Source organism: Enterobacter asburiae (assembly GCF_001521715.1).
Lineage (GTDB): Bacteria > Pseudomonadota > Gammaproteobacteria > Enterobacterales > Enterobacteriaceae > Enterobacter > Enterobacter asburiae.
Genome location: NZ_CP011863.1, coordinates 1,014,403 through 1,040,021, shown reverse-complemented (window position 1 = coordinate 1,040,021; position 25,619 = coordinate 1,014,403). Strand labels below are relative to the sequence as shown.

Annotated in this window: 28 protein-coding genes and 2 tRNA genes; 18 read left to right on the top strand and 12 right to left on the bottom strand. The window is 55.5% G+C overall.

Annotation, left to right across the window (positions count from 1 at the left end):
- Positions 1–8: 8 nt before the first annotated feature.
- Complete coding sequence (gene slyA / locus ACJ69_RS05150) at positions 9–449, bottom strand: transcriptional regulator SlyA (protein WP_032651029.1); 441 nt, start codon at positions 447–449, stop codon at positions 9–11.
- A 186-nt stretch (positions 450–635) separates the two neighbouring features.
- Between slyA and ACJ69_RS05145 the strand changes: the two genes are divergently transcribed.
- From ACJ69_RS05145 to ACJ69_RS05135, 3 genes are read left to right on the top strand one after another with little or no spacing between them, the layout of a single operon-like run.
- On the top strand, positions 636–872 hold the full coding sequence (locus tag ACJ69_RS05145) for a DUF1656 domain-containing protein (RefSeq protein WP_054829565.1): 237 nt from the start codon (positions 636–638) through the stop codon (positions 870–872).
- Between the two features lie 2 nt (positions 873–874).
- On the top strand, positions 875–1,735 hold the full coding sequence (locus ACJ69_RS05140; RefSeq protein ID WP_059346602.1) for an efflux RND transporter periplasmic adaptor subunit: 861 nt from the start codon (positions 875–877) through the stop codon (positions 1,733–1,735).
- Positions 1,735–3,768 (top strand): FUSC family protein, encoded by a 2,034-nt coding sequence (locus tag ACJ69_RS05135; protein ID WP_059346599.1) that lies wholly within the window; start codon positions 1,735–1,737, stop codon positions 3,766–3,768. The genes ACJ69_RS05140 and ACJ69_RS05135 overlap by 1 nt, the downstream gene beginning before the upstream one ends.
- On the opposite strand, the gene sodC is transcribed toward ACJ69_RS05135, so the two are convergent.
- From sodC to ACJ69_RS05120, 3 genes are all read right to left on the bottom strand, one after another.
- Positions 3,747–4,265, bottom strand: coding sequence for a superoxide dismutase [Cu-Zn] SodC (gene sodC, locus ACJ69_RS05130; protein WP_045887807.1), 519 nt, complete (start codon positions 4,263–4,265; stop codon positions 3,747–3,749). The genes ACJ69_RS05135 and sodC overlap by 22 nt on opposite strands.
- An 80-nt stretch (positions 4,266–4,345) precedes the next feature.
- Positions 4,346–5,242: an aldo/keto reductase gene (locus tag ACJ69_RS05125; RefSeq protein WP_032638255.1), complete on the bottom strand. Its 897-nt coding sequence runs from the start codon at positions 5,240–5,242 to the stop codon at positions 4,346–4,348.
- Between the two features lie 48 nt (positions 5,243–5,290).
- Complete coding sequence (locus ACJ69_RS05120) at positions 5,291–5,530, bottom strand: DUF1289 domain-containing protein (RefSeq protein ID WP_008500587.1); 240 nt, start codon at positions 5,528–5,530, stop codon at positions 5,291–5,293.
- Positions 5,531–5,679: 149 nt separating this feature from the next.
- Between ACJ69_RS05120 and eptA the strand changes: the two genes are divergently transcribed.
- From eptA to rnt, 5 genes are all read left to right on the top strand, one after another.
- Positions 5,680–7,305, top strand: coding sequence for a phosphoethanolamine transferase EptA (gene eptA, locus ACJ69_RS05115; RefSeq protein WP_059346597.1), 1,626 nt, complete (start codon positions 5,680–5,682; stop codon positions 7,303–7,305).
- Between the two features lie 41 nt (positions 7,306–7,346).
- Positions 7,347–7,946, top strand: a complete 600-nt coding sequence (locus ACJ69_RS05110; protein ID WP_054829564.1) for a TetR/AcrR family transcriptional regulator — start codon at positions 7,347–7,349, stop codon at positions 7,944–7,946.
- A 53-nt stretch (positions 7,947–7,999) separates the two neighbouring features.
- Complete coding sequence (nemA, locus tag ACJ69_RS05105; protein ID WP_023311356.1) at positions 8,000–9,097, top strand: alkene reductase; 1,098 nt, start codon at positions 8,000–8,002, stop codon at positions 9,095–9,097.
- A 100-nt stretch (positions 9,098–9,197) separates the two neighbouring features.
- The gene (gene gloA / locus ACJ69_RS05100; protein ID WP_013096923.1) at positions 9,198–9,605 is read left to right on the top strand and encodes a lactoylglutathione lyase; all 408 of its coding nucleotides are present in this window, start codon (positions 9,198–9,200) and stop codon (positions 9,603–9,605) included.
- A 95-nt stretch (positions 9,606–9,700) separates the two neighbouring features.
- A complete protein-coding gene (gene rnt / locus ACJ69_RS05095) occupies positions 9,701–10,351 on the top strand; it encodes a ribonuclease T (protein ID WP_059346595.1) in 651 nt (216 codons plus the stop codon).
- A gap of 44 nt (positions 10,352–10,395) precedes the next feature.
- Here the strand turns inward: rnt and grxD are convergent, their stop codons facing one another.
- Positions 10,396–10,743: a monothiol glutaredoxin 4 gene (gene grxD / locus ACJ69_RS05090; protein WP_003832760.1), complete on the bottom strand. Its 348-nt coding sequence runs from the start codon at positions 10,741–10,743 to the stop codon at positions 10,396–10,398.
- 338 nt (positions 10,744–11,081) lie between these two features.
- Here grxD and ACJ69_RS05085 point away from each other — a divergent pair, with 338 nt between their 5' ends.
- Positions 11,082–11,855, top strand: coding sequence for a C40 family peptidase (locus ACJ69_RS05085; RefSeq protein ID WP_029739796.1), 774 nt, complete (start codon positions 11,082–11,084; stop codon positions 11,853–11,855).
- Positions 11,856–11,977: 122 nt separating this feature from the next.
- On the top strand, positions 11,978–12,559 hold the full coding sequence (gene sodB / locus ACJ69_RS05080) for a superoxide dismutase [Fe] (protein ID WP_023311353.1): 582 nt from the start codon (positions 11,978–11,980) through the stop codon (positions 12,557–12,559).
- Between the two features lie 38 nt (positions 12,560–12,597).
- Here sodB and ACJ69_RS05075 read toward each other — a convergent pair whose 3' ends face one another.
- Positions 12,598–13,764 carry an MFS transporter gene (locus ACJ69_RS05075; protein WP_059346594.1) on the bottom strand — a complete coding sequence of 389 codons (1,167 nt, stop codon included), beginning with the start codon at positions 13,762–13,764 and terminating at the stop codon, positions 12,598–12,600.
- Between the two features lie 163 nt (positions 13,765–13,927).
- The gene (gene cydH, locus ACJ69_RS25160; RefSeq protein ID WP_008500596.1) at positions 13,928–14,017 is read right to left on the bottom strand and encodes a cytochrome bd-I oxidase subunit CydH; all 90 of its coding nucleotides are present in this window, start codon (positions 14,015–14,017) and stop codon (positions 13,928–13,930) included.
- A 297-nt stretch (positions 14,018–14,314) separates the two neighbouring features.
- On the opposite strand from cydH, the gene purR reads away from it, so the two are divergent.
- Positions 14,315–15,340, top strand: coding sequence for an HTH-type transcriptional repressor PurR (gene purR, locus ACJ69_RS05065; RefSeq protein WP_023335431.1), 1,026 nt, complete (start codon positions 14,315–14,317; stop codon positions 15,338–15,340).
- Positions 15,341–15,357: 17 nt separating this feature from the next.
- Here the strand turns inward: purR and punR are convergent, their stop codons facing one another.
- Positions 15,358–16,269, bottom strand: a complete 912-nt coding sequence (gene punR / locus ACJ69_RS05060; protein WP_059346592.1) for a DNA-binding transcriptional activator PunR — start codon at positions 16,267–16,269, stop codon at positions 15,358–15,360.
- 114 nt (positions 16,270–16,383) lie between these two features.
- On the opposite strand from punR, the gene punC reads away from it, so the two are divergent.
- Together punC and cfa are read left to right on the top strand one after the other, a co-directional pair.
- Entirely contained in the window at positions 16,384–17,583 is a 1,200-nt protein-coding gene (punC, locus tag ACJ69_RS05055) for a purine nucleoside transporter PunC (RefSeq protein ID WP_059346590.1), read from the top strand.
- Positions 17,584–17,881: 298 nt separating this feature from the next.
- Complete coding sequence (gene cfa / locus ACJ69_RS05050; protein ID WP_029739791.1) at positions 17,882–19,030, top strand: cyclopropane fatty acyl phospholipid synthase; 1,149 nt, start codon at positions 17,882–17,884, stop codon at positions 19,028–19,030.
- Between the two features lie 30 nt (positions 19,031–19,060).
- Here the strand turns inward: cfa and ACJ69_RS05045 are convergent, their stop codons facing one another.
- Positions 19,061–19,705: a riboflavin synthase gene (locus tag ACJ69_RS05045; RefSeq protein ID WP_059346588.1), complete on the bottom strand. Its 645-nt coding sequence runs from the start codon at positions 19,703–19,705 to the stop codon at positions 19,061–19,063.
- A 225-nt stretch (positions 19,706–19,930) separates the two neighbouring features.
- On the opposite strand from ACJ69_RS05045, the gene mdtK reads away from it, so the two are divergent.
- The 4 genes from mdtK (at position 19,931) to ACJ69_RS05025 (ending at position 23,329) form a co-directional block, all read left to right on the top strand.
- Positions 19,931–21,304: an MdtK family multidrug efflux MATE transporter gene (mdtK, locus tag ACJ69_RS05040; protein WP_029739789.1), complete on the top strand. Its 1,374-nt coding sequence runs from the start codon at positions 19,931–19,933 to the stop codon at positions 21,302–21,304.
- Between the two features lie 153 nt (positions 21,305–21,457).
- Positions 21,458–21,534, top strand: a tRNA-Val gene (locus ACJ69_RS05035).
- A gap of 4 nt (positions 21,535–21,538) precedes the next feature.
- Positions 21,539–21,615 (top strand) — tRNA-Val (locus ACJ69_RS05030).
- Positions 21,616–21,733: 118 nt separating this feature from the next.
- Entirely contained in the window at positions 21,734–23,329 is a 1,596-nt protein-coding gene (locus ACJ69_RS05025; protein WP_059346587.1) for an FAD-NAD(P)-binding protein, read from the top strand.
- Between the two features lie 28 nt (positions 23,330–23,357).
- Here ACJ69_RS05025 and ACJ69_RS05020 read toward each other — a convergent pair whose 3' ends face one another.
- Positions 23,358–23,993 carry a carbonic anhydrase gene (locus ACJ69_RS05020; RefSeq protein WP_023335425.1) on the bottom strand — a complete coding sequence of 212 codons (636 nt, stop codon included), beginning with the start codon at positions 23,991–23,993 and terminating at the stop codon, positions 23,358–23,360.
- A 72-nt stretch (positions 23,994–24,065) separates the two neighbouring features.
- The gene (locus ACJ69_RS05015; protein ID WP_059346585.1) at positions 24,066–24,848 is read right to left on the bottom strand and encodes an MBL fold metallo-hydrolase; all 783 of its coding nucleotides are present in this window, start codon (positions 24,846–24,848) and stop codon (positions 24,066–24,068) included.
- A gap of 125 nt (positions 24,849–24,973) precedes the next feature.
- On the opposite strand from ACJ69_RS05015, the gene ACJ69_RS25155 reads away from it, so the two are divergent.
- The gene (locus tag ACJ69_RS25155) at positions 24,974–25,114 is read left to right on the top strand and encodes a hypothetical protein (protein ID WP_003857665.1); all 141 of its coding nucleotides are present in this window, start codon (positions 24,974–24,976) and stop codon (positions 25,112–25,114) included.
- Between the two features lie 92 nt (positions 25,115–25,206).
- On the opposite strand, the gene ACJ69_RS25440 is transcribed toward ACJ69_RS25155, so the two are convergent.
- Positions 25,207–25,374 carry a hypothetical protein gene (locus ACJ69_RS25440; protein WP_014831607.1) on the bottom strand — a complete coding sequence of 56 codons (168 nt, stop codon included), beginning with the start codon at positions 25,372–25,374 and terminating at the stop codon, positions 25,207–25,209.
- Between the last annotated feature and the right edge of the window lie 245 nt (positions 25,375–25,619).

Genomic DNA, 25,619 nt, shown 5'->3' with positions numbered 1-25,619 from the left:
GTTGTTTGTCAGTCGCGCGACTGCAGCTCATGGATGTTTTGCTCGAGGCGCCCAATGAGGCTGATGAGCATTTCCAGCTCCGCCGGTGAAACGCCAGACAGAATTTCACCGCGCGTCCTGGTGATCACGGCTTCCATTTCCGTGATGATAGGCGCCGCTTTCTCGGTGAGTTTAATCCGCTTGGCGCGACGATCGCTGGCGCAGGTTTGCCGCGAGATCAACCCCTTCTCTTCCAGTTGGTCAAGCGTGCGCACCAGCGACGGTTGCTCAATCCCTATCGCTTTTGCCAGTTGAATTTGCGACTGATCGGGCGGCAGCTGATGAATGTTGTGCAGCGTGACCCAATGCGTCTGTGTGAGTTCCAGAGGTTTCAGGCGATGGTCAATCAGAGCACGCCAGACGCGTACCAACCTTGCCAGATCAGAACCTAATGGCGATTCCAATTTCATCTCCTTATAATTAGCTTGCTAAGTTATTATACTGATTTTAGAATAGTGTGCAGCATTTGTATTGCCAAAACAAATGCAATACTGCATTCATCGAACTTAAAAGTATGACTTACACTGAATTATGATGCTTCATCATACTAAGACAAGCCAACGCGGCATTCTGTTCACTGCAAAGGATTTCTGCCCGTGACGTTTTTTCATCGCTCAGAGGGTTTACCCCTTCAGGACCTGATCTTCGGTGCGTCAGTCTACTTTCCTCCTCTATTTAAGGCCGTTCTGGTGGGCTTTATCCTCTGGCTCATCGCGCATCGTCTGCTTCGCGACTGGATGTACTCCGGCGAAATCTGGCATCCCATGCTGATGGATCTTTCCCTTTTTGCCCTTTCCGTATGCCTGGGCCTTGTCGTTTTGACTGCGTGGTGAATATGTCCCTGAAAACGCTAAAATACTTTTCCACCCTGTTTGTCCTTGCCCTCGCGCTGGTTGCGGGCTGGTGGATGTGGAATTTTTATATGCAGTCGCCCTGGACGCGTGATGGCAAAGTCCGCGCTGAACAGGTCAGCATTACCCCTCAGGTGTCGGGAAGTATTACGACGCTGTTGGTTAAGGATAACCAGTTCGTCAAAAAGGGAGACATTTTATTCCGCATCGACGACACCCCGTACCACATTGCGATCCTGAACGCCCAGGCGCAGCTGGCGAAAGCCCAGTCGGATCTGGCAAAGGCAAACAACGAGGCCAATCGCCGCCGTCACCTGTCGCAAAACTACATCTCAGCGGAAGATTTAGACACCGCAAACATCAATGTGAAGGCCATGCAGGCGAACGTCAACGTGGCGGAGGCGACGCTTAAGCAGGCGCAGTGGCAACTGACCCAAACCGTGATTACGGCACCTGTTGATGGATGGGTGACCAACCTCTCGGCCCGCGTGGGGAATTATGCCACCACGGGACAACCGATATTCGCCCTCGTCGACAGCCACTCCTTCTACGTAGTGGGCTATTTCGAAGAGACCAAGCTTCGACATATTCGCGAGGGTTCGCCAGCCGCAATAACGCTTTACAGCGGCTCGCAGAAGTTACAGGGTCACGTATCCAGCATTGGCCGCGCCATTTACGATCAAAGCGTTGAGACGGATTCAGGGCTGGTGCCGGACATAAAGCCGAACGTCCCCTGGGTGCGTCTGGCCCAGCGCGTTCCGGTTCGCGTGGAGTTTGACCATTTACCGCAGGACATTACCCTTGTGTCCGGCACCACCTGCACTGTCTCCATCGGCAACCGGTGATGAAGCTGCAGAGTCTCTCCTGGCAAAACACGCCGTGGATGAAAGCGACGCGTCCCCAGTGGCGCTACGCGCTGCGTAACGGCATTGCCATGTGTCTTGCGCTGACTGTGGCTTATTACCTGAACCTGGATGAGCCCTACTGGGCGATGACGTCTGCGGCGGTAGTGAGTTTCCCGACGGTCGGCGGGGTGATCAGTAAAAGCCTTGGCCGCATCGCAGGCAGCCTGCTGGGCGCCACCGCAGCGCTAATTATCGCCGGCCATACGCTGAACGATCCGTGGCTGTTCCTGCTGAGCATGGCCGCATGGCTGGGGTTCTGTACCTGGGCCTGCGCCCATTTTACCAATAACGTCGCCTACGCATTCCAGCTGGCGGGCTATACCGCCGCCATTATCGCCTTTCCGGTGGTTAACGTGCTCGACACCACCGAGCTGTGGGATATCGCGCAGGCGCGCGTCTGCGAAGTGATTGTCGGGATCCTCAGCGGCGGCTTCATGATGATGATCCTCCCCAGCACATCCGACGGCACCGCGCTCATCACCGCGCTGAAAACCATGCATACCCGGTTACTGGAACACGCGAGTCTGCTGTGGCAACCGGATACCAGCGACGATATCCGCCTCGCGCATGAAAAGGTTATCGGACAGATCCTGACGATGAATCTGTTGCGCATTCAGGCGTTCTGGAGCCACTACCGCTTTCGCCGCCAGAACACCCTGCTTAACTATCTGCTGCACCAGCAGCTGCGCATGACCAGCGCCATCTCCAGCCTGCGCCGGATGCTGCTCAACTGGCCGACGCCGCCTGAAAATACCCGAGCCGTGATTGAAACGCTGCTCGCGGCTCTTGCGCGCCCGGATGCGGACATTTACACCGTAGCGCGGATTATCGCTCCGCTCGCCCCGGTTGATGAGTACGACTACCGCCATCGCGCCTTCTGGCAGCGCCTGAATTACTTTTGCCGTCTGTACCTGCGCAGCAGCCGCTGGATTACGGCCGTCGAAAACGCGACCCCATTAACGGAGTTCAACGTCCCCGGCAGCCCGGCACTTGCGCGCCATACCGACTATCTTGAAGCGCTGTGGGGCGGTTTTCGCACCTTCTGCGCGCTGATGCTGGTGGGGGCGTGGAGCATTACCACGCAGTGGGAGTCCGGTACGGCGGCCCTGACGCTTGCCGCCATCAGCTGCGTGCTTTATTCCGTCGCGGCCTCGCCGTTCAACTCGCTTACGCTCCTGCTGCGCACGCTGGTGCTGTTGTCGCTTTTCAGCTTCGTGGTGAAGTTTGGCCTGATGGTGCAGATAAGCGATCTGTGGCAGTTCCTGCTTTTCCTGTTTCCCCTGTTAACCACCATGCAGCTTCTGAAGCTGCAAATGCCTAAGCTGGCGGGCCTCTGGGGACAGCTGATTGTCTTTATGGGCTCGTTTATCTCCGTGACGAATCCACCGGTTTATGATTACGCCGATTTTCTCAATGATAACCTGGCAAAGATCCTTGGCGTGGGGCTGGCGTGGCTGGCTTTTGCGGTGTTACGTCCCGGCTCCGATGCACGCAAGAGCCGCAGGCATATTCGGGAGTTACGCAGAGGGTTTGTCGACCAGCTCAGCCGTAAACCGCACCTGGGTGAAAACGAGTATGAATCGCTGGTCTATCATCACGTCAGTCAGCTGAATAACAGCCAGGACGCGCTGTCCCGGCGCTGGCTGCTGCGCTGGGGCGTGGTGCTGTTGAACTGCTCGCACGTGGTCTGGCAGCTTCGCGCGTGGGAAACGCGTTCCGATCCGCTGTCGCAGGTTCGTGATGTTTGCATCTCCCTGCTGCGCGATGTAATGAGCGAGCGCGGTGTCCAGCAGCGGCCGCTCGAAGCCACGCTGAATGAACTGCAGCGGATCTGCGATACGCTGGCACAGCATCATCTGCCCGCAGCCCGTGATTTGGCCTCGATAATCTGGCGCCTGCACTGCTCGCTCTCGCAGCTGGAACAGGCACCGCCACCGGGAACGATTGGGGATCAGATCACGCCGCACGCATAGCGTGCCCCGCCGCCGCCAAGCGGTTTAGGCCGATCGGACATATTGTCGCCGCCGACATGGATCATCAGCGCTTTGCCTTTCACCTCATCCAGCTTTTTCAGTCGCGGCGCGACAACGGGATCGGTGGCTTTACCGTCGTTATTCACCACCAGCACTGGCAGATCGCCTAAATGCCCCATTCCATCCGGGCCTTCATGCTTGCCGGAATGCTGCGGATCGAGGTGACCCCCTGCCGCTTCCGCCGCCGACGGTTTGCCCTCTTTTAAAGCGGGCTGACAGCTCCCTTTGGCATGAACATGGAAACCATGTTCACCGGGAGGGAGGGCTTTGAGGTTGGGTGCAAACTCCAGTCCTTTATCGGTTTCAGTGATTTTCACCGTTCCGATGGACTGACCCACACCCTGTGGGGTGACGAGATTCATTTCCACTTCGTCACTGGCTGCCTGCGCCCCTGCGCAAACAACCAGCGTGACCAGTGCCAGAGCAAAACGCTTCATATGACCTCCGCGGGTTATTTTTTGCCCCTTAAGTGTATACCAGGGGCAAAGATTTGACCGGAAAGTCACCTTCAGGCGGTTTATGGTACGTCGTAACCCAGCGCGGCCTTACGGATGCGGAACCACTGCTGACGGGTCATCTGCAGCTCTTCAGCGGCCAGCGCAGAACGCACGCGCTCAATTTTGCCGGAACCGATAATCGGCAGCGGTTTTGATGGCAGGCGCAGGATCCATGCGTAAACCACCTGTTCGATGCTCTCCGCGTTCAGTTCACGGGCGATGGTTTCAAGCTCGTTGCGCAGCGGCTGGAACTCATCATCATTGAACAGACGTCCGCCCCCCAGGCACGACCACGCCATTGGGCGAATGCGCAGCTGCTGCAGCTGATCGAGGGTACCGTCCAGCAGCAGCGGCTGGTGGACCGGGGAGATCTCAACCTGGTTAGTGGCCAGCGTAAACGGCAGGCGCGACTGAAGCAGCGCAAACTGTGCCGGGGTAAAGTTAGAGACGCCGAAGTGACGCACTTTCCCACTCTGGTGCAGGTTCAGGAAGGCTTCCGCCACCTCATCGGCATCCATCAGCGGGTCGGGGCGGTGGATTAACAGCAGGTCGATACGGTCGGTCGCCAGATTGACCAGCGACTGCTCGGCGCTCTTAATGATATGCGCACTGTCGGTGATGTAATGGCCGAGGGCGTGTTCAGGTTTTGCCGTGGTGGCAATCCCACACTTCGTGACGATCTCCATGCGATCGCGCAGGGCCGGAACCAGCTTGAGCGCCTCGCCGAACGCGGCCTCGCACTGGTAGCCACCGTAAATATCCGCATGATCGACCGTGGTGATGCCTAAATCAAGGTGCTCTTCAATAAAGCTCGCCAGCTGGAGGGGGGACATATTCCAGTCCATCAGACGCCAGTAGCCCATTACAAAACGGGAGAATTCTGGCCCCTGGGGGGCAAGGGTAATTCGCTGAACCATAACATTTTCCTCAAGGACGTAATGTCATGAGTATACGCAATTACCGTGTTAAAAAAGTGAAGGTTGCTGGGGTTCTTCGGTTTCACCCGCTTTGTTTGCGCGTATTTTGCGCAGAAGACGCTGTCGGCAGAGGCGTAACACCTCCTGCTTTTGAGTGTCGCTAAAGTTTTGCCAGTTAAAACGCTCATCGCGGGTACGCATGCACCCGCGGCAATATCCGCGTTCATCGACCTGACAAATACCCCGGCACGGGCTCTGGATGGGGAAAAACTCCAGCTGCTCTGCCACACTCACCTCCCGAAAGCACCTCTCACCTACAGTGAAGACGTTAATCGCGCCACGTGCAAGGCCTATATCACAGATTTGTGGCATTAAGGTTTCACTAATCTTCCCTCTCTATACTCGGCCCATCATGACAATAACGGGTTTACCGATCGATGTGGTTAATCAAAAAGTTACAATGTAACGACATTAAATTTACTCTGGGCTGTGCACTTTTCTTTACTCTGCTGAACGGGCTGTTTATCCAGCGCAGCTGGGCCATTATCGGCCCAGTCCATCTGCACGACTTCCTCTTTGCCGCCTCCGTACCGCTGGTGCTATTTTGCGGCTGGGTGATTGTCTTTAGCCTGCTTAACATCCCGTATCTCCGCAAGCCGCTGCTGATTGTATTGACGATCGGATGCGCCGCGGCAACCTACTTTATGTACACCTATGGCGCGGTGATCGATCAGAACATGATTGTGAACGTGTTCGAAACCAACTCTCAGGAAGCGACCGCCCTGGTGACCCCGCAGATGATTCTGTGGATTGTTATAGCCGGCCTCGTTCCCTCCGTGGTGCTGGCGTTGACCCGGATTCGTACCGGAAAATGGTGGTACGCGCTGCTGACGCGCGTTGCCGCGATGCTCGGCGCTCTGCTGGTGATTATTCTCATTGCCGCGCTGTTTTATAAAGATTACGCGTCGCTGTTCCGCAATAACAAAAGCATCGTCAAAATGGTCACCCCGGCGAACTATGTCAGCGCCGTGGTGAAGTACAGCAAGATGCGCTGGTTTGCCGGCGATCAAACGCTGGTGCGCATTGGTGAAGATGCCCATAAAGGGTCACTGATTACCGGTCAACAAAAGAAAACCGTTCTGGTGCTTGTCGTCGGCGAAGCCTCTCGCGCGGCAAACTACTCCCTGAACGGTTACGAACGCGAAACCAACCCGGAGCTGAAAAAGCAGGACGTGATTAACTTCCCGCAGGCCTCCTCGTGTGGTACCGAAACCGCGGTTTCCGTTCCCTGCATGTTCTCCGGCATGACGCGCAGCAAATACGATGCCGACCTGGCTCACCATCGCGAGGGACTGCTCGACGTGCTCAAGCATGCGGGTATCAACCTGCTGTGGCGCGACAACGACGGCGGCTGTAAAGGCGCCTGCGATCGCGTGCCCCATACCGACATGACGCAGTGGCAGCTGGATCAGTTCTGCAAAGACAAATCCTGCATTGACGACGTGAACTTCTATCGTCTGGACAACGTGCTGGATGGCGTGAAGCAAGATACGGTGCTGGTTATCCACCTGATGGGGAGCCACGGTCCGGCATACTATCGCCGTTACCCGGACAACTTCCGTAAATTCACCCCAACCTGCGACACCAATGAGATTCAGGATTGCGATCATCAGGCGCTGATAAATACCTATGACAACACCATCCTCTATACCGACAGCATGGTCAGCAAAACCATTGATGCGCTGAAAGCGCGCCAGTCGAGCATGAACACCGCCCTGATTTATCTTTCAGATCACGGTGAATCGCTGGGTGAAAGCGGTATTTATCTGCACGGTACGCCGTACATGCTGGCGCCGGAACAGCAAACGCATATTCCGTTTATGTTCTGGCTGTCACCGGATTACGCGAAAAACTTTGGCATCAACGAACAGTGTTTGCGCGACCATGCAGCAAAAAATGCGGTTTCCCAGGACAATTTATTCTCAACCGTATTGGGTATGATGGACGTGAAATCAACGGTTTATCAACCGCAGCTGGATATACTGAGCGCATGTCGCCCGTAAACTCGCTTGCATTAGACCGAACGGTCTATTAGAGTGCGGCCATGAGCAGAAATACTGAACACGATACCCGCGAACATTTACTGGCGACCGGCGAGCAGCTTTGCATGCATCGCGGGTTCACCGGTATGGGGTTGAGCGAGCTGTTAAAAACCGCTGAGGTACCGAAGGGATCGTTTTACCACTACTTTCGGTCCAAAGAGGCCTTCGGCGTGGCGATGCTGGAGCGTCATTATGCTGGCTACCACCAGCGTCTGGCGAGCCACTTTGCGTCGGGTGAAGGTAACTACCGGGATCATGTTCTGAACTACTATCAGGAAACGCTGAACCAGTTCTGTCAGCAGGGCATTATCAGCGGATGCCTGACCGTTAAGCTGTCTGCAGAAGTGTGCGATCTTTCTGAAGATATGCGCACGGCGATGGATAAAGGTGCCCGCGGCGTTATCGCCCTGCTGGCCCAGGCGCTGGAGAAAGGCCGCGATGAAAAAACGCTGGCCTTTTCCGGCGAGCCGTTAACCCAGGCGCAGGTGTTATATGCGCTCTGGCTAGGCGCTAACCTGCAGGCAAAAATTTCGCGCAGTGCCGTGCCGCTGGAAAGCGCGCTGGCACATGTGAAAAACAGCATTACTGCGCCTGGCATTTAACAGGCGTTTTTATTTACCCAACTACTAGTCGACTGGTCTACTCAGGAGTCTTTATGTCAGCTGAAAAATTATTTACCCCACTGAAAGTGGGTGCCGTCACTGCGCCAAACCGCGTGTTTATGGCTCCGCTTACCCGTCTGCGCAGCATTGAGCCGGGCGACATCCCAACCCCACTGATGGGTGAATACTATCGTCAGCGCGCAAGCTCTGGCCTGATCATCACCGAAGCCACGCAGATTTCTGCTCAGGCTAAGGGTTATGCGGGTGCGCCGGGTCTTCACAGCCCGGAACAGATCGCCGCATGGCAGAAAATCACCGCGGGCGTTCACGCTGAAGAGGGTCGCATTGCGGTCCAGCTGTGGCACACCGGTCGTATCTCTCACAGCAGCATTCAGCCTGGCGGCCAGGCACCGGTCTCCGCTTCAGCCCTGAGCGCAAACACCCGTACTTCCCTGCGTGATGAAAACGGCAATGCGATCCGCGTGGATACCTCTATGCCGCGCGCGCTTGAGCTGGACGAGATCCCGGGTATCGTGAACGACTTCCGCCAGGCCGTGGCCAACGCCCGTGAAGCCGGTTTTGACCTGATTGAGCTGCACTCTGCGCATGGCTACCTGCTGCACCAGTTCCTGTCACCGTCGTCTAACCACCGCACCGACCAGTACGGCGGCAGCGTCGAAAACCGCGCTCGCCTGGTGCTGGAAGTGGTTGATGCCGTATGCCAGGAGTGGAGCCCGGATCGTATCGGGATCCGCGTCTCCCCAATCGGTTCTTTCCAGAACGTCGACAACGGTCCAAACGAAGAAGCCGATGCTCTTTATCTGATCGAAGAACTGGCAAAACGTGGCATCGCCTATCTGCACATGTCCGAGCCGGACTGGGCTGGCGGTAAGCCTTACACGGACGCTTTCCGTCAGAAAGTGCGCGAGCGTTTCCACGGGGTGATCATCGGTGCGGGGGCTTATACCCCGGAGAAAGCCGAAGACCTGATCGGCAAAGGGCTAATCGATGCCGTCGCGTTTGGCCGCGACTACATCGCCAACCCGGATCTGGTTGCCCGTCTGCAGAAAAAAGCGGCCCTGAACCCGCAGCGCCCGGAAAGCTTCTACGGCGGCGGCGCGGAAGGCTACACCGACTACCCTTCTCTGTAATCTCGCCGTTGTTCATTGATAGCGGCGATACTTCGCCGCTATACTAAAACATCGTTTCTGTTCAAAAAGACAGTCTATTCCATTGGTTAATGAGGAAATTATGCGCCTACTTCACACCATGCTGCGCGTTGGCGACCTGCAACGTTCCATTGATTTCTACACTAACGTCCTGGGCATGAAGCTGCTGCGCACCAGCGAAAACCCGGAATACAAATACTCGCTGGCGTTTGTGGGTTACGGCCCGGAAACGGATGAAGCGGTAATCGAGCTGACCTATAACTGGGGCGTAGACAGCTATGAGCTGGGCACCGCCTACGGCCACATCGCGCTGGAAGTGGACAACGCGGCCGAAGCGTGTGAGCGCATTCGCAGCAACGGCGGTAACGTGACGCGCGAAGCGGGCCCGGTAAAAGGCGGCACCACCGTGATTGCGTTTGTGGAAGATCCGGACGGTTACAAAATCGAGCTGATTGAAGCCAAAGACGCGGGTCGCGGTCTGGGCAACTGATCCCTCAGGGCGCAACATGCGCCCGTAGTTTTACTGCATCACCCTGCAAAATTTGCCATAATGCACTCTGCTTTTTCCCCTTGTAAGAGACCCTGATGTCCGATAACGCTCAATTTAGCGGTCTGTGCGACCGTTTTCGTGGTTTTTATCCCGTTGTCATTGATGTAGAAACAGCCGGATTTAACGCTAAAACCGATGCGCTGCTCGAAATTGCCGCCATCACGCTGAAGATGGATGAACAGGGCTGGCTTACACCGGACACCACGCTGCATTTCCACGTTGAACCTTTCGAAGGAGCAAACTTACAGCCGGAAGCGCTGGCGTTTAACGGTATCGATCCGCATAACCCGCTGCGTGGCGCAGTCAGTGAATATGATGCGCTGCACGCCATTTTCAAAATGGTGCGTAAAGGCATGAAAGAGAGTAACTGCAGCCGCGCCATCATGGTGGCCCATAACGCCACCTTCGATCACAGCTTTACCATGGCCGCCGCGGAGCGCGCCGCGCTCAAACGCAACCCCTTCCATCCTTTTGTGACCTTCGACACCGCCGCGCTGAGCGGCCTGGCTCTGGGACAAACGGTGTTATCTAAAGCCTGCATCACGGCGGGTATACCTTTTGACGGTACGCAGGCGCATTCCGCTTTATACGACACGGAGCGCACCGCAGAGCTGTTCTGTGAGATCGTCAACCGCTGGAAGCGTCTGGGCGGCTGGCCGCTGCCGTTGGGCGACAGCGAAGAATAAAAAAAAGCGACCTTATCAGGTCGCTTTTTTATTTGCGCAGAAAATTACTCTGCGTCCGGCTCTTCGGTTTTGTACTTCGCCGCCGTCTCTTTGATGAGCTGCTGCAGTTCGCCGCGCTGATACATTTCAATCAGGATATCGCAGCCGCCAACCAGCTCACCGTCAACCCACAGCTGTGGGAAAGTCGGCCAGTTAGCGTACTTAGGCAGCTCAGCGCGGATGTCCGGGTTCTGCAGGATATCAACGTAAGCAAAACGCTCACCACAGGCTGACAGCGCCTGAACCGCTTGTGCGGAGAAGCCGCAGCTTGGCAGCTTCGGAGAACCTTTCATATACAGCAGAATCGGGTTTTCAGCGATCTGGCGCTGGATTTTTTCAATAGTGGTGCTCATGTCTTGCTTCCTTTAACTTCTGTTACGGCATTCGTCTGACATTGTAGCGGTTCAGACTGGCATCGGAAAATAACATTTTTGTCACGTTTATACATTCTACCCCGAGTCACGAAAAGTTGCATTGCAAATGGTGTTTACCCCTGCGACGGTCTGGGTTTTGCTTAGGGAGTGGGCAAATGTGCGACAGAACGATGAATTTTTTTGCACTTGCTAACGAAACAGGATTGTAGATTGAAAAATGCTATTAACTTTCTGGGTTTTTATAGATTAGAATCGACGGGCTTTGTAAATCACACGCGGGTATTATTGATGACCTGCATTTATCAGGGGACTGCCCAGTGGCGCGGATAAATAAAATCTCGATCACGCTCTGTGCTTTACTGTTTACTTCACTCACTTTCACGCCAGTGGCAAACGCCTCTCAGCAGGCGCGGCATTCTGCTGTACAAAAAAACCATCTGGTGAAAGCCACAGAACGTAAGAAAAAAACCACCGCTAAGAACGACAAGAAAAAAACACCGGCTCAGACGAAACAGACCGCTTCTAGCAAGACGAAAACAAAACCTTCCCGCACTGCACACTCCTCCAAAAGTAAAGCTTCGCAAACCGCCGCTAACCTCGTTACTGAAAAATGCATCACGCGTAAAGGCCACAAGGCGAAATGCACGAAGGTCACGAAAATAGCGGAAGTGCATAAAGTGCGTGTACAGAAAGCGCAAAAAACCGCGATGAACAAACTGATGGGGCAGATTGGCAAACCTTATCACTGGGGTGGCAGCTCGCCGCGTACCGGTTTTGACTGCAGCGGCCTCGTCTATTACGCCTATAAAGATCTGGTCAAATTCCGCATTCCTCGTACCGCCAATGAGATGTACCACCTGCGCGATGCCTCACCGGTTGACCGCGGTGAGCTGGAAAACGGCGATCTGGTGTTCTTCCGCACTCAGGGTCGCGGCACGGCTGACCACGTCGGCGTGTATGTCGGCAATGGGAAATTCATCCAGTCACCGCGTAGCGGCCAGGATATTCAGATCACCTCTCTCAGTGAAGACTACTGGGTACGCCACTACGTCGGCGCGCGTCGCGTGATGACGCCGAAAACCATTCGCTAACCCCTGCCTTGCCACATCCGTGGCAGGGTAAGTTCCTCTTTTGCATACCCTTTCAATTTGCTATCCTGTCCATGTTGTCTGTGTGGTTATTGGCAACACAAAATACAATAAGGAGAGAAGCAATGTCGTTCGAATTACCTGCACTACCGTATGCAAAAGACGCCCTGGCACCGCACATTTCTGCGGAAACCCTGGAATATCATTACGGCAAGCATCACCAGACGTACGTCACCAACCTGAACAATCTGATCAAGGGCACCGATTTTGAAGGCAAAACGCTGGAAGAGATCGTCCGCAGCTCAGAGGGTGGCGTATTTAACAACGCGGCTCAGGTGTGGAACCACACCTTCTACTGGCACTGCCTGGCGCCGAATGCCGGCGGTGAACCTGCCGGTGAACTGGCTACCGCAATCAACGCCGCATTTGGCAGCTTCGCGGATTTCAAAGCGAAATTTACCGATGCAGCCATCAAGAACTTCGGTTCTGGCTGGACGTGGCTGGTTAAAGAGGCGGATGGCAAACTGGCTATCGTGTCCACCTCTAACGCGGGTACCCCGCTGACCACCAGCGCGAAGCCGCTGATGACCGTGGACGTGTGGGAACACGCATACTACATTGACTACCGCAACGCGCGTCCGAACTACCTGGAGCACTTCTGGGCACTGGTTAACTGGGACTTTGTCGCGAAGAACTTCGCCGCGTAAGAGACACGCAGAAGGGTTCGCCCTTCTGCGTTTTTGGTTTATTCCGCAGCGCAGGCTGCTTCAGGCTGTTTACGACCCGACATCATCACCAGCAGCAGGCCGAGCGCGGCAATAATCGCCCCCATCACCGGCACAAAGCTGTATCCCAGACCACCTGAAATCACGGCTCCACCGGCCGCGGCGCCCAGGGCATTACCCAGGTTAAACGCACCGATATTCACGGAAGATGAAAGTCCCGGTGCCTCATGCGCGACACGCATTACGCGCATCTGCAGCGGCGGCACCACGGCAAAGGTGGCGGCTCCCCAGACGACCATCGCAATCGCGGCCCCAAACTCATTACGCGCAAGCCACGGAATGGCAACCATGATGACAATCAGCAGGGTTAAGAAACCCTTCAGCGTCCCGCTCACGGAACGGTCGGCAAATTTCCCGCCGAGATAGTTGCCAATCGAGAAGCCCACGCCAATCAGCACCAGCATCGCGGTGACAAAGAGAGGCGTTGCGTGCGTGATGTCATGCAATACCGGTGAAATATAGGTGTAGAGGGTAAACATCGCCCCTGCCCCCAGCACGGTGGTGAGCAGCGCGGAGAGCACCTGCGGGCGCATTAGCACCGACAGTTCTCTGCGCACGTCAGGACGTTCCCCCGCGCTGCCTTTCGGCAAGGAGAAGAACAGCGCCACCATTGCAACCACGCCAAGCCCGGCAGTCGCCAGGAAGGACATACGCCAGCCGATCGCTTCCCCCAGCCAGGTTGCCGCAGGCACCCCGCCGATATTGGCAATTGTTAGCCCCATGAACATGGTTGCCACGGCGCTCGCCTGCTTGTGTTTTGGCACCACGCTGGCAGCAACGACCGACCCCAGCCCAAAGAACGCGCCGTGGTTAAGGCTGGTCAGAATGCGTGACAGCATCAATGTGGTGTAGTCCGGCGCAATGGCCGAAAGCACGTTGCCCAGGGTGAAAATCGCCATCAGGAATATCAGCGCATTGCGGCGCGCGCGATGAGAAAGCAAAAGCGTCATCAACGGCGCCCCGACCATCACGCCGATAGCGTAGGCGCTGATTAACATCCCTGCCGCAGGGATAGAGACATCTACGCCCCGGGCAATAACAGGCAGTAACCCCATCGGGGAGAATTCAGTGGTGCCAATCCCAAAAGCGCCAATCGCCAGGGCCAGCAGGGGAAAATTGATTTTCATGCGTCAACTCCGGATGCCGTGTCATGTGGTGACACAGAACAAAGAAGCGGAAAGCATGACATCAATCACAAAAAATGAGAAGTTAACAAAATGGCAAAAGATTTTTGCCAGAGAAGTAACAATCCGGGGAGTCGGGAGGGAGAAGGCTCTCCCTCCGCGTAAATCAGTGCAGCGCAGCCGTCAGACCGGCCGCAACAATCAGAGCCAGCACAACAACGGTGGTGAACAGCGAAAACTTAAGATCGGAACTCATCAATTTTTCTCCTTTTAATCCCCACACGAAAAGTGAGCTTGCTCATTTTTGCACAGATTACGTCAAAAATCTTCCTGGATTTATACTGATAACCACTTTACCTCTTCCCCTTTTCATCAAGATAGGACAAAATTCCACGCTAAATTTATTAGCGTACCGGCCATTGACCCCCTCCTGACGTCCCGTGTCGTTTTCCCGGCGTGCCGCAATTCAACATTGCGAGATAAGGGTGAGAGAAGGCAAACGTTTACCTTCAGGTTTTTCAGGAGCTTAGGATATGGTCTGGAGTGACATTTAATGGCAACAATTAAAGACGTAGCAAAACGCGCAAACGTTTCCACTACAACCGTATCACATGTAATTAACAAAACCCGCTTTGTGGCGGAAGAGACGCGCAACGCCGTCTGGGCAGCGATCAAAGAGCTGCACTATTCGCCAAGTGCGGTTGCGCGTAGCCTCAAGGTTAATCACACCAAGTCCATTGGATTGCTGGCGACCAGCAGTGAAGCGGCCTATTTTGCCGAGATCATTGAAGCGGTTGAAAAGAACTGCTTCCAGAAAGGCTATACCCTGATTTTGGGCAACGCGTGGAACAGCATTGAAAAACAGCGTGCCTACCTGTCGATGATGGCGCAAAAGCGCGTTGATGGCCTGCTGGTGATGTGTTCCGAGTATCCGGAGTCCGTGCTGTCGATGCTGGAAGAGTATCGCCATATTCCGATGGTGGTGATGGACTGGGGCGAAGCGCGCGCGGATTTCACCGATTCCGTTATCGATAACGCCTTTGAAGGCGGCTATATGGCCGGTCGCTATCTGATCGAACGCGGTCACCGCGAGATTGGCGTGATCCCCGGTCCGCTGGAGCGCAACACCGGCGCGGGCCGTCTGGCCGGTTTTATGAAAGCGATGGAAGAAGCGCTGATCAACGTGCCGGAAAACTGGATTGTGCAGGGCGACTTTGAGCCGGAATCGGGCTACCGCGCGATGCAGCAGATCGTCTCCCAGCCGCACCGTCCGACCGCCGTGTTCTGCGGGGGCGACATCATGGCCATGGGCGCGCTCTGCGCTGCCGACGAGCTGGGCCTGCGCGTACCGCAGGATATTTCCGTGATCGGGTATGACAACGTGCGTAACGCGCGCTTCTTTACCCCGGCGTTGACCACCATTCACCAGCCAAAAGACTCGCTGGGCGAAACGGCTTTCAACATGCTGATGGACAGAATCGTCAACAAGCGTGAAGAGTCGCAGTCCATTGAAGTTCACCCGCGTCTTATCGAACGCCGTTCCGTAGCGGATGGTCCGTTCCGCGACTACCGTCGTTAATCGCTTTACGGGGCCAGCTATGCTGGCTCCCGTAACCATTCCCGGTTCAGCGTTTCGCTGTCTCCCAGATAATCCAGCAGCCATGCCATCGCAGGCGAGACGTCATTTTGCTGCCAGGTGAGGCAGCAGGCCGCATCCGGGAACGGATTCTCCAGCGTCAGCTCAACCCACTCTCCGGTATCGATGCGCGGACGCGCAAAATGAACGGGCACCATCGCGACGCACAGCCCGGCGCTGAGGCACGTCGCCGACGATTCCCAGTCAGGGGCTACCACCCGCCGCTGGTTGTCCAGAAGCCAGGTGATACGCTTGGGCAACGAACGGGACGTATCCTCCAGCACCAGCGACGGCCAGTTGCGCAGCGTGTCATCGCTGAGCGGCCCTTCCATCGACGCCAGCGGATGATCGCTTGCCACCACGCATTTCCAGCTCAGCATCCCCATATCGCGAAAGGCGTAACGTCCCCCAACCGGGATCGCCTGCGTGGCCCCAATCGCCATCTCTGCCCTGCCGTCCGCCAGCGCATCCCAGACGCCGTTGAACACCTCCTGCGAGACCCGCAGCTCGACGTCAGAAAAATGACGATAGAAATCGACGATCATCTGCCGGGTGCGTTCCGGCTTAACGATATTATCCACGGCGATGGAAAGATGTCCCCGCCAGCCGTTAGCGATCTGCTGACACTGTTCGCGGGTGATCTGCATTTTTTTGATAACAGAACGCCCTTCCTTCAAAAACCACGCGCCTGCGGGCGTTAATTCCACATCACGATGCCGCCGTTCAAACAGCGGAACCGCTAGCCACTCCTCCAGCTGACGCACCGTGTAGCTGATTGCCGAAGGAACGCGGTGCAGCTCCAGTGCCGCACCGCTAAAGCTGCCGTTACGCGCAACAGCATCGACTACTTCAAGAGAATAATCTGACCACATTTTCTGCCTGCAAAATTTTTGAATGCACCCGCCAAATATTAGTGTTTCACAAGCGGCTTTGCACTCCCTACACTCAGCGCCAATGTATACCTGCCTCCTCAGGAGAATAAAATAATGCAACCCAGGAACGGTTTTTTAGTCTGGCTCGGCGGCTTAAGCGTGCTGGGCTTTTTGGCCACCGATATGTACCTGCCGGCGTTTGCCGCCATGCAGGAAGATTTGCAAACCCCGGCTGCCGCCATCAGCGCCAGCCTGAGTTTATTCCTCGCCGGCTTTGCCTTCGCTCAGCTGCTCTGGGGACCGCTCTCGGATCGCTTTGGTCGTAAACCGGTGCTGCTGCTGGGCCTGGCCATTTTTGCCGTGGGCTGCCTGGGGATGTTATGGGTACGCGATGCCACCTGGCTGCTGGTGCTGCGTTTTATTCAGGCCGTGGGCGTCTGTGCCGCGGCCGTGACCTGGCAGGCGCTGGTCACCGACTATTACCCGGCTAATCGCACTAACCGTATTTTCGCCACCATTATGCCGCTTGTGGGTCTCTCACCTGCCCTCGCCCCTCTGCTGGGCAGCTGGATCCTCGCGCATTTCGACTGGCAGGCCATCTTCGCCACGCTGTTTGCCATTACCCTGGTACTGATGCTGCCGGCGTTCGCCCTCAAGCCCGCGCATAAAAAAGAAGCGCATGCTGACGCGAAGCCGATTACCTTCACTTCCCTGCTCAGCACCAAAGCGTATCGCGGTAATGTCCTGATCTATGCCGCCTGCTCGGCAAGCTTCTTCGCGTGGCTCACCGGTTCGCCGTTCATTCTGCACGATATGGGCTACAGCCCGGCAGCCATCGGCCTGAGCTATGTTCCGCAGACTATCGCGTTCCTGGTGGGCGGGTACGGCTGCCGCGCGGCGCTTCAAAAGTGGGAAGGTCAGCAGATGCTGCCGTGGCTGCTGGTGCTGTATGCGCTGAGCGTCATCGGGACCTGGGCCGTTGGCTTTATTCCGGGTGCCGGTCTGGCCGAAATTTTGATCCCATTCTGCGTGATGGCCGTCGCGAACGGGGCGATTTACCCGATTGTCGTAGCCCAGGCGCTGCGTCCCTTCCCGCAGGCGACAGGCCGCGCCGCCGCGCTGCAGAACACCCTGCAGCTGGGGCTGTGTTTCCTGGCAAGCCTGGTGGTATCGGCGCTGATTGCCACGCCGCTCCTGACCACCACCAGCGTGATGCTGGTGACCGTTGCGCTGGCGGTGTTGGGCTATCGCATGCAGGCCTCCGCGCAGCGTGAGCAGGCTAACCGCACTCAGGTTGAAACGTCGCATGCATAATCGCGCCGGAAATCATGTTAATTTTCAGTGATTAGGTTGCTAAGAATTTTCTATTGAATCACCAAATTTTGAGGCCTATACTAAATTTGGTTCGATTAAATACGATAAATATTAAGTGTTAACGGGAGCCGGAGCGCTCCCGTTTTACCATGGAAGGCATTTCGGCAAGGGCTATCTCCCTTCCTCTGTTCTACGTCGGATATTAGCCTCGCGGTATTTACCGTGAGATTTCTCACAAACCAAAAAAAGCGTCTACGCTGTTTTAAGGTTCTGATCACAGTAGGGTGATGGAGAAGCTATGAGTTCATCGTGTATAGAAGAAGTCAGCGTTCCGGACGACAACTGGTCCCGGATCGTCAGTGAACTGTTAGGTCGAGCAGGCATCACTATCAATGGATCATCGCCATCCGATCCTCAGGTTAAACATCCCGACTTTTTTAAACGCGTGCTGCGAGAGGGATCGTTAGGCCTGGGAGAAAGCTATATGGACGGCTGGTGGGAGTGCGAACGTCTGGACACCTTTTTCGCCAGCGTGCTGCGTGCCGGTCTTGAAAATCAACTCCCTCGCAATCTCAAAGACACCCTGCGCGTCGCCTCTTCCCGACTGTTCAATCTGCAAAGTAAAAAGCGCGCGTGGATCGTAGGTAAAGAACACTACGATCTTGGCAACGACCTGTTCAGCCGTATGCTGGACCCTTTCATGCAATACTCCTGCGCCTACTGGAAAGAGGCGTCGACGCTTGAAGAGGCACAGCAGGCCAAGCTGCGTCTGATTAGCGAGAAGCTACAGCTCCAGCCCGGTATGCGCGTGCTGGATATCGGCTGCGGCTGGGGCGGGCTGGCGTATTTTATGGCGAAGCACTATGGCGTCAGCGTCGTCGGCGTCACGATTTCAGCGGAACAGCAAAAAATGGCGCGGGAACGCTGCCAGGGCCTCGATGTGGATATCCGGCTGCAGGACTACCGTGACCTGAACGAACAGTTTGACCGGATCGTTTCCGTCGGCATGTTCGAACACGTCGGGCCGAAAAACTACGCTACCTATTTTGAGGTGGTGGATCGGAATCTGAAACCGGACGGCATCTTCCTGCTGCACACCATCGGCTCTAAGCGGACCGACAATAACGTCGACCCGTGGATCAACAAATACATCTTTCCGAATGGCTGTTTACCGTCCGTCCGCCAGATTGCCAACGCCAGTGAACCCCATTTCGTGATGGAAGACTGGCATAACTTTGGCGCGGATTACGACACCACGTTGATGGCCTGGCACGCGCGTTTTCAGGAGACCTGGCCTGAGATTGCGGACAACTATTCTGAACGATTCAGGCGGATGTTTAGCTATTATCTGAATGCCTGCGCGGGGGCGTTTCGCGCACGGGATATTCAGCTCTGGCAGGTGGTATTCAGCCGTGGGATTGAACACGGACTACGTGTCGCACGCTAAAAAATAACCCCGGATACCCGGGGTTATTTTTTATTCTTCTTCTGCAGCGGTCTTTATTATTGCCGCTTCTTTTGCTGCCAGCACGCGCTCAACCGTATCCACCACCGCCTGGGTTTGCGGATCGATTTCAATATTCACGCGGTGCCCCAGTTTTTTGGCGCCCAGCGTGGTGCGCTGCAGCGTTTCAGGAATTAAATGCACGCAAAAACGCGTTGGCGTTACTTCACCCACCGTCAGGCTAATCCCATCAATGCCAATAAATCCTTTATAGAGGATGTATTTCATTAATGAAGGATCCTGCATTTTAAACCAGATTTGACGGTTATTTTCCGAGGTCACGATTTTTGCCACTTCAGCGGTGGTCAAGATGTGGCCGGACATCAGGTGCCCGCCAATCTCATCGCTGAACTTTGCCGCCCGCTCAACGTTGACGGTATCTCCCACCGCCAGCTCGCCCAGGTTGGTGATGCGCAGCGTCTCTTTCATTAAATCAAAGCTAATCTGGTTGCCGTTAATTTCGGTAACGGTCAGACAGCAGCCGTTGTGAGCAATCGACGCGCCGGTTTCAATACCCTCAAGCATATATTCCGGCAGCTCAACAACATGAGTACGGAAATTAGGTTTTTCATCAATGGACACCACTTTGGCGGTGCCCTGCACAATACCAGTAAACATGCTTACAACTCCTGTTTTTTCCGGACGGTGGTGACACCGTTTAATCCCACCACAATAACAGTTGGAAAAAGAGGTTGCCAGCGGAGCGCATTTTCTGGCGATTTTTTCACTAGATAAATAGCTAAAGCCCGCTACAATAGCTGGCACCCCCCTGCATTTTCTTCTTGCTGCCCGTTTCGGCGGCTTTTTTAGTCTCTCAAATAACAACAAAATAAAGGTGTTCACGTGCAGAAGTACATGAATGAAGCGCGCCAGCTATTGGCACTGGCTATACCAGTGATCGTCGCGCAAGTGGCCCAGACCGCAATGGGATTTGTGGATACGGTAATGGCAGGTGGCTACAGCGCCACCGATATGGCGGCCGTTGCTATCGGCACGTCAATCTGGCTTCCGGCCATCCTATTCGGCCACGGTCTGCTGCTCGCGCTCACGCCGGTTATCGCTCAGCTCAATGGCTCGGGTCGTCGCGAGCGCATTGCCCATCAGGTCCGTCAGGGTTTCTGGCTGGCAGGGTTTGTCTCCGTGCTGATCATGGTCGTGCTCTGGAACGCGGGCCACATCATTCGCGCTATGCATAACATTGACCCCGCACTGGCTGATAAAGCCGTGGGCTATCTGCGCGCTCTGCTCTGGGGTGCGCCCGGCTACCTCTTTTTCCAGGTAGCGCGTAACCAGTGTGAGGGCCTGGCGAAAACCAAGCCCGGGATGGTGATGGGCTTTATCGGCCTGCTGGTCAACATTCCGGTGAACTATGTCTTTATTTACGGTCATTTCGGGATGCCGGAGCTCGGCGGCGTCGGCTGCGGCGTGGCGACGGCAGCCGTTTACTGGGTGATGTTCTTCTCCATGATCGCCTTTGTAAAACGCGCCCGCTCCATGCGCGATATTCGCAACGAGAAAAGATTTAGCACGCCGGACTGGAACATCATGACGCGTCTGGTGCAGTTAGGGTTGCCGATCGCCCTCGCGCTGTTCTTTGAGGTGACCCTGTTTGCCGTAGTCGCCCTGCTGGTCTCCCCGCTGGGCATTGTGAACGTGGCCGGGCACCAGATTGCGCTGAACTTCAGCTCCCTGATGTTCGTCCTGCCGATGTCGCTGGCGGCGGCGGTGACGATCCGCGTCGGCTTCCGCCTGGGCCAGGGCTCAACGCTGGATGCGCAAACGGCCGCCCGGACCGGGCTGGGCGTCGGCGTGTGCATGGCTATCTGTACGGCGCTCTTTACCGTTGCATTACGCGAGCAAATTGCCCTGCTCTATAACGACAACCCGGAAGTGGTGGCGCTGGCCTCGCACCTGATGCTGCTGGCCGCGATTTACCAGATCTCTGACTCCATTCAGGTGATTGGCAGCGGCGTATTACGCGGATATAAAGACACGCGCTCCATCTTCTTTATCACCTTTATCGCCTACTGGGTGCTGGGACTGCCGGCTGGCTATATTCTGGCCCTGACTGACTTAGTGGTTGAGCGCATGGGTCCGGCAGGGTTCTGGATGGGCTTTATCATCGGCCTGACGTCGGCGGCGATTATGATGATGATGCGAATGCGCTTCCTGCAACGCCAGCCATCAACGGTCATTTTGCAGCGCGCGGCACGTTAACGACGCGGTAGCCGCCGCCCGGCGGCTACTTTCTCTTCACTTTGCGCGGTAATGAAGCAATCGCGTGAAATCAGAGAGAAAAATGCATTTTCCCTCTTGCCACCTCGGTGCTGTGCCGCTAATATTCGTCCCCGTTGTCACCGACAACACGTTGCGTTCATAGCTCAGTTGGTTAGAGCACCACCTTGACATGGTGGGGGTCGTTGGTTCGAGTCCAATTGAACGCACCATTCTGCGTCCGTAGCTCAGTTGGTTAGAGCACCACCTTGACATGGTGGGGGTCGGTGGTTCGAGTCCACTCGGACGCACCATTTCAGTCCTGAAATGGTGCAAATCCTCTTCTGATATCCTGAATTTTCCTAATCCCTTATTTTCATCATTATTCTCCTGCTACGCTTTTCTTATGGAAAAAAAACAGGAAGACCGTCGATGAAGAAAATCGCGATTATCGGCTCCGGCCCCACAGGGATTTATACTTTTTATCATCTCCTTAAAAACAGCGCGCCGCTCTCAGTTTCCATCTTTGAACAATCCGAAGACGCTGGCGTGGGTATGCCCTATAACGACGACGATAATTCCCGGCTGATGCTGGCGAACATTGCGAGCATTGAAATCCCGCCCATTTTTATCACCTACCTCGACTGGCTCAAGGAACAGAGTGACGCCCATCTTGCGCGCTTTAAGGTTGATAAAGCCCGCCTGCATGACCGACAGTTCCTGCCCCGGCTCCTGCTGGGCGAGTATTTTCGCGACAGCTTTCTTTCCATCGTAAAAGAGGCAAAAAGGCTGGAATTCCACGTTGATGTCCATGAATCTGCGAAGGTCACTGACATCATTCCCACGACAACCGGCGTTACGCTTTCCGTCAACGGCAGCGTCTTGCCCGAACAATTCGACCTTGCGGTTATCGCCACCGGCCACGTCTGGCCAGAAGAGGATGAAGCCACGCGCACGTTCTTCCCAAGCCCGTGGTCCGGTCTGATGGACGCCAGTATCCCTTCCTGCCGCGTCGGTATTATGGGGACATCGTTAAGCGGTCTCGACGCGGCCATGGCGGTAGTGATGCAGCACGGTGAATTTCGTGATGATAAATTCGTGCTGGATAAAGGCAGCGACGCGTTGAAGATTGTCCTGATGTCCCGGACGGGCATTCTGCCGGAAGCCGATTTTTACTGCCCTATCCCTTACGAACCGCTGTCGGTATTGACCGAAGGCGCGGCTGAAAGCGAGATTGCCAAAGGATCGGATGGCCTGCTCGACCGCATTTTTACACTGATGGTCAAAGAGCTTCAGCTCGCTGACCCGACGTGGTGCGAGAAAATATCGCTGCATAAGCAGAATGCGGACAGCATTCGTGAGGCCTGGTTTGAGGATCGTAAACGGCACGGCCCCTTTACCTGGGCGGAGGAGAATCTCAACGAGGTGGAGCGAAACAAACGCGAGCGGCGCACCGTAGCCTGGCGCTATACCGTGCTTCGGCTGCATGAGGTGGTTCAGGAGATTGTTCCCCACCTCAACGAACGGGACAGAGAGCGCTTTAAGCAAGGCCTCGCCCGCGTATTTATCGACAACTATGCGGCCATTCCTCCTCAGTCTATCCGCAGGCTGCTCGCGCTTCGCGAAGCCGGCATCATCAGCGTGGCGACGCTCGGTGACGATTACGCGCTGGACGTTAGCAGCGATCGCACGGTAATCACCACAGAAGAGACCGTTTACCGTTTCGACGTGTTTATTGATGCACGCGGGCAGAAGCCGCTCAAAACGAAAGATTTGCCCTTTCCGACGCTGCGCAAACAGCTGGAAGCCACGGGCGAAGAGATACCGGACGTCGGTGAGGATTACACCTTAAATGCGCCTGACGCCGTTCGCGGTCGCATCGCCTTCGGCGCGATACCGTGGCTGATGCACGATCGACCCTTCGTTCAGGGGCTGGCGGAGTGTGCAGAGATTGCGCAAGCAATGGCGAAAGCGGCGGAAAAACCCGCGTCGGGATCGCGGCGCAGATTACCGTATATCGAGAACTGACAGGGCTTCCATGCCCTGCTGTCGCGGATTACTCGAAGAAGACTTCCGGGTTTTCAGACAGCGAAACGAAGGTTTTCGTCTCTTTATCCAGGGCAAGAATTTTGCCGCTTTCAATGTCGTACACCCAGCCATGCAGTCGGATGGAGTTATTACGCAGGCCCACCGCGACGGACGGGTGGGTCTTAATGTTGCTCAGCTGCGCAAAGACGTTCTCCTGCACCATCGCATTGACCTTATCGATCGGCTTATCCCAGGTTTTCTTCTCTACCACGGCTTTCGCCGCGTCGGAATAGCGCAGCCAGTGTGACACAGCAGGCATCGGCTCCAGGTTCGCGTTATCGGCAATCGCCTTCATCGCGCCACAGTTGGAGTGACCGCAAATCACGATATCCGTGACGCCCAGCGCCACCACGGCGTATTCGATAGTAGCGGACACGCCGCCAGGCTCCGGCCCGAAAGGCGGTACGATGTTGCCAGCATTACGAATGACAAAGAGTTGTCCTGGCTCTTGCTGGGTGACCAGTTCCGGGACCAGACGGCTGTCGGAGCATGAGATGAACAGCGCTTTGGGATTCTGGCTGGACGCTAAACTGCGGAAGAGTTCTTTACGTTGCGGGAAAATCTCTTTTTGAAAGCTGAGAAAACCTTCAATGATATGTTGCATAGCAATGTCTCTTTTATCTGTTTTAGTTTAGGCATGATCGAGATCACACTCGTAAAGTTTACCCATCGTGGTTTACTTCAGACAAGCAATATATTTCTGGCCCGACCGCTGCACAATCTCGTCCGCACTGGCCTGGATGTTCTGCCCTTCGAACGCGCCGTAAAGACGTTCAAAGGTTTTGCCTTCGAGATGACTCACCACCGACGCCACGGTGCGGGCCGGCAGCGGAAGATAATTCGGATAGCTCCACATAAACGAGACGGCGTCTTTACCCGGCGTGACCTGCAGAATATCGCCCACCAGCAGTACCCCATCCCCCTCCTGCCAGTGCAGCACGGTTCCACCGGCAAAATGCCCGCCCAGACGCAGCAAGGTGACCGACGGGAAAACGTCCAGCGCGTCCCCCTCCCAGAAATGAATGGCCGGGCTGTCGCGCATGACCCACTCTCTGTCGCTGGCGTGCAGGTACACCGGCGCATCAAACGCCGCAGCCCACTCCTGCATCGTGGTGTAATAGTGCGGATGTGAAATCGCAATTGCGCTGATGCCGCCGAGGGCGGTAACGAGCGCTTTGGTTGCGGGGTCGAGGTTGGCGATGCAGTCCCAGAGGATATTGCCGTGGGGCGTTTGCAGGAATAGCGCCCGCTGGTTTATCGCAAACGCGGGCACCGTTTTGATCCCGAACAGCCGGGGCTCCAGCTGCTGCCATTTGTTGCTATGCGTGGCGGTGACGGTGTCGAGATCGGTCCACGCCTGGCCCGTGGCGGGCACGTACTGGCGCTCATCCTCACAAATCGGACATCGGTCCGGCTGCGTATCGTAGGCTGTTCCACAGGTTTTACAGAGTGTAATCATGTGCTCTCCTCAGCGATAAAGCACTGAGTATGGCAGGGATTATCCTTATGTGCTGCGAGGTACATTGCTGGCTTTTTTTGCCCTATACTGTGCCAGTATCAAAAACTGAACAGAGCAGGTGCCACATGGAAATTGATCTCGATAACTTAGTCTTTAACGGTCTGGATGAAGCCGAAGAGCGTAATGCGGAACGTCTGGACGATGCAGACAAAAAAGCGCAGGCGATTGTCGCCGACGACGACTGCGGCGACGCCTGCAAGATCTAATAAAAAAGCACCGGTTTCCCGGTGCTTTTTTATTTCACTCGTTAAACGTCACGCACACCTCGTTCCAGTACGTTTCGCGCGTGCGGCGCAGTTCAGCGTGACGTTTTATCATGGAACCACTCCGGGTCAATGTTGGCAACGTCGACGCCATACAGGCTGGCGACAGGCAGGATTGACTCAAGAACACGTTGCGCGCTGTTCTCCGCATTCACTGGTCGGGTCGCAAAAAACCGCCGTAACGTGCTGATCCATTTTTTCATCGTCTTACCCTCTCTCGCCGTGTCTGACCTCAGTTAAGCACTCAAATGCCGCGCGGGGGAAATACCAAAATCCACTGTCGATGTGCAGGATTTGCAAATAGCATCCCGCTCTTTTCACTCTTCATTAACACCTTGTTCACTAATGCTTTTTTGCTCATAGCAAAGAACGATTTCTTATTTGGCGATAGCTTTCGCTTATGGGAGCGTAGCGGGGTAAAACAAAAACAACGGGATGGCGAATGACT

What these genes read in the sequence shown, in the direction of transcription:
- slyA (WP_032651029.1), bottom strand. Translation starts at nt 449, where the DNA reads ATGAAATTGGAATCGCCATTAGGTTCTGATCTGGCAAGGTTGGTACGC.
- ACJ69_RS05140 (WP_059346602.1), top strand. Translation starts at nt 875, where the DNA reads ATGTCCCTGAAAACGCTAAAATACTTTTCCACCCTGTTTGTCCTTGCC.
- ACJ69_RS05135 (WP_059346599.1), top strand. Translation starts at nt 1,735, where the DNA reads ATGAAGCTGCAGAGTCTCTCCTGGCAAAACACGCCGTGGATGAAAGCG.
- sodC (WP_045887807.1), bottom strand. Translation starts at nt 4,265, where the DNA reads ATGAAGCGTTTTGCTCTGGCACTGGTCACGCTGGTTGTTTGCGCAGGG.
- ACJ69_RS05125 (WP_032638255.1), bottom strand. Translation starts at nt 5,242, where the DNA reads ATGGTTCAGCGAATTACCCTTGCCCCCCAGGGGCCAGAATTCTCCCGT.
- eptA (WP_059346597.1), top strand. Translation starts at nt 5,680, where the DNA reads ATGTGGTTAATCAAAAAGTTACAATGTAACGACATTAAATTTACTCTG.
- ACJ69_RS05110 (WP_054829564.1), top strand. Translation starts at nt 7,347, where the DNA reads ATGAGCAGAAATACTGAACACGATACCCGCGAACATTTACTGGCGACC.
- nemA (WP_023311356.1), top strand. Translation starts at nt 8,000, where the DNA reads ATGTCAGCTGAAAAATTATTTACCCCACTGAAAGTGGGTGCCGTCACT.
- gloA (WP_013096923.1), top strand. Translation starts at nt 9,198, where the DNA reads ATGCGCCTACTTCACACCATGCTGCGCGTTGGCGACCTGCAACGTTCC.
- rnt (WP_059346595.1), top strand. Translation starts at nt 9,701, where the DNA reads ATGTCCGATAACGCTCAATTTAGCGGTCTGTGCGACCGTTTTCGTGGT.
- grxD (WP_003832760.1), bottom strand. Translation starts at nt 10,743, where the DNA reads ATGAGCACCACTATTGAAAAAATCCAGCGCCAGATCGCTGAAAACCCG.
- sodB (WP_023311353.1), top strand. Translation starts at nt 11,978, where the DNA reads ATGTCGTTCGAATTACCTGCACTACCGTATGCAAAAGACGCCCTGGCA.
- ACJ69_RS05075 (WP_059346594.1), bottom strand. Translation starts at nt 13,764, where the DNA reads ATGAAAATCAATTTTCCCCTGCTGGCCCTGGCGATTGGCGCTTTTGGG.
- cydH (WP_008500596.1), bottom strand. Translation starts at nt 14,017, where the DNA reads ATGAGTTCCGATCTTAAGTTTTCGCTGTTCACCACCGTTGTTGTGCTG.
- purR (WP_023335431.1), top strand. Translation starts at nt 14,315, where the DNA reads ATGGCAACAATTAAAGACGTAGCAAAACGCGCAAACGTTTCCACTACA.
- punR (WP_059346592.1), bottom strand. Translation starts at nt 16,269, where the DNA reads ATGTGGTCAGATTATTCTCTTGAAGTAGTCGATGCTGTTGCGCGTAAC.
- punC (WP_059346590.1), top strand. Translation starts at nt 16,384, where the DNA reads ATGCAACCCAGGAACGGTTTTTTAGTCTGGCTCGGCGGCTTAAGCGTG.
- cfa (WP_029739791.1), top strand. Translation starts at nt 17,882, where the DNA reads ATGAGTTCATCGTGTATAGAAGAAGTCAGCGTTCCGGACGACAACTGG.
- ACJ69_RS05045 (WP_059346588.1), bottom strand. Translation starts at nt 19,705, where the DNA reads ATGTTTACTGGTATTGTGCAGGGCACCGCCAAAGTGGTGTCCATTGAT.
- ACJ69_RS05025 (WP_059346587.1), top strand. Translation starts at nt 21,734, where the DNA reads ATGAAGAAAATCGCGATTATCGGCTCCGGCCCCACAGGGATTTATACT.
- ACJ69_RS05020 (WP_023335425.1), bottom strand. Translation starts at nt 23,993, where the DNA reads ATGCAACATATCATTGAAGGTTTTCTCAGCTTTCAAAAAGAGATTTTC.
- ACJ69_RS05015 (WP_059346585.1), bottom strand. Translation starts at nt 24,848, where the DNA reads ATGATTACACTCTGTAAAACCTGTGGAACAGCCTACGATACGCAGCCG.
- ACJ69_RS25155 (WP_003857665.1), top strand. Translation starts at nt 24,974, where the DNA reads ATGGAAATTGATCTCGATAACTTAGTCTTTAACGGTCTGGATGAAGCC.
- ACJ69_RS25440 (WP_014831607.1), bottom strand. Translation starts at nt 25,374, where the DNA reads ATGAAAAAATGGATCAGCACGTTACGGCGGTTTTTTGCGACCCGACCA.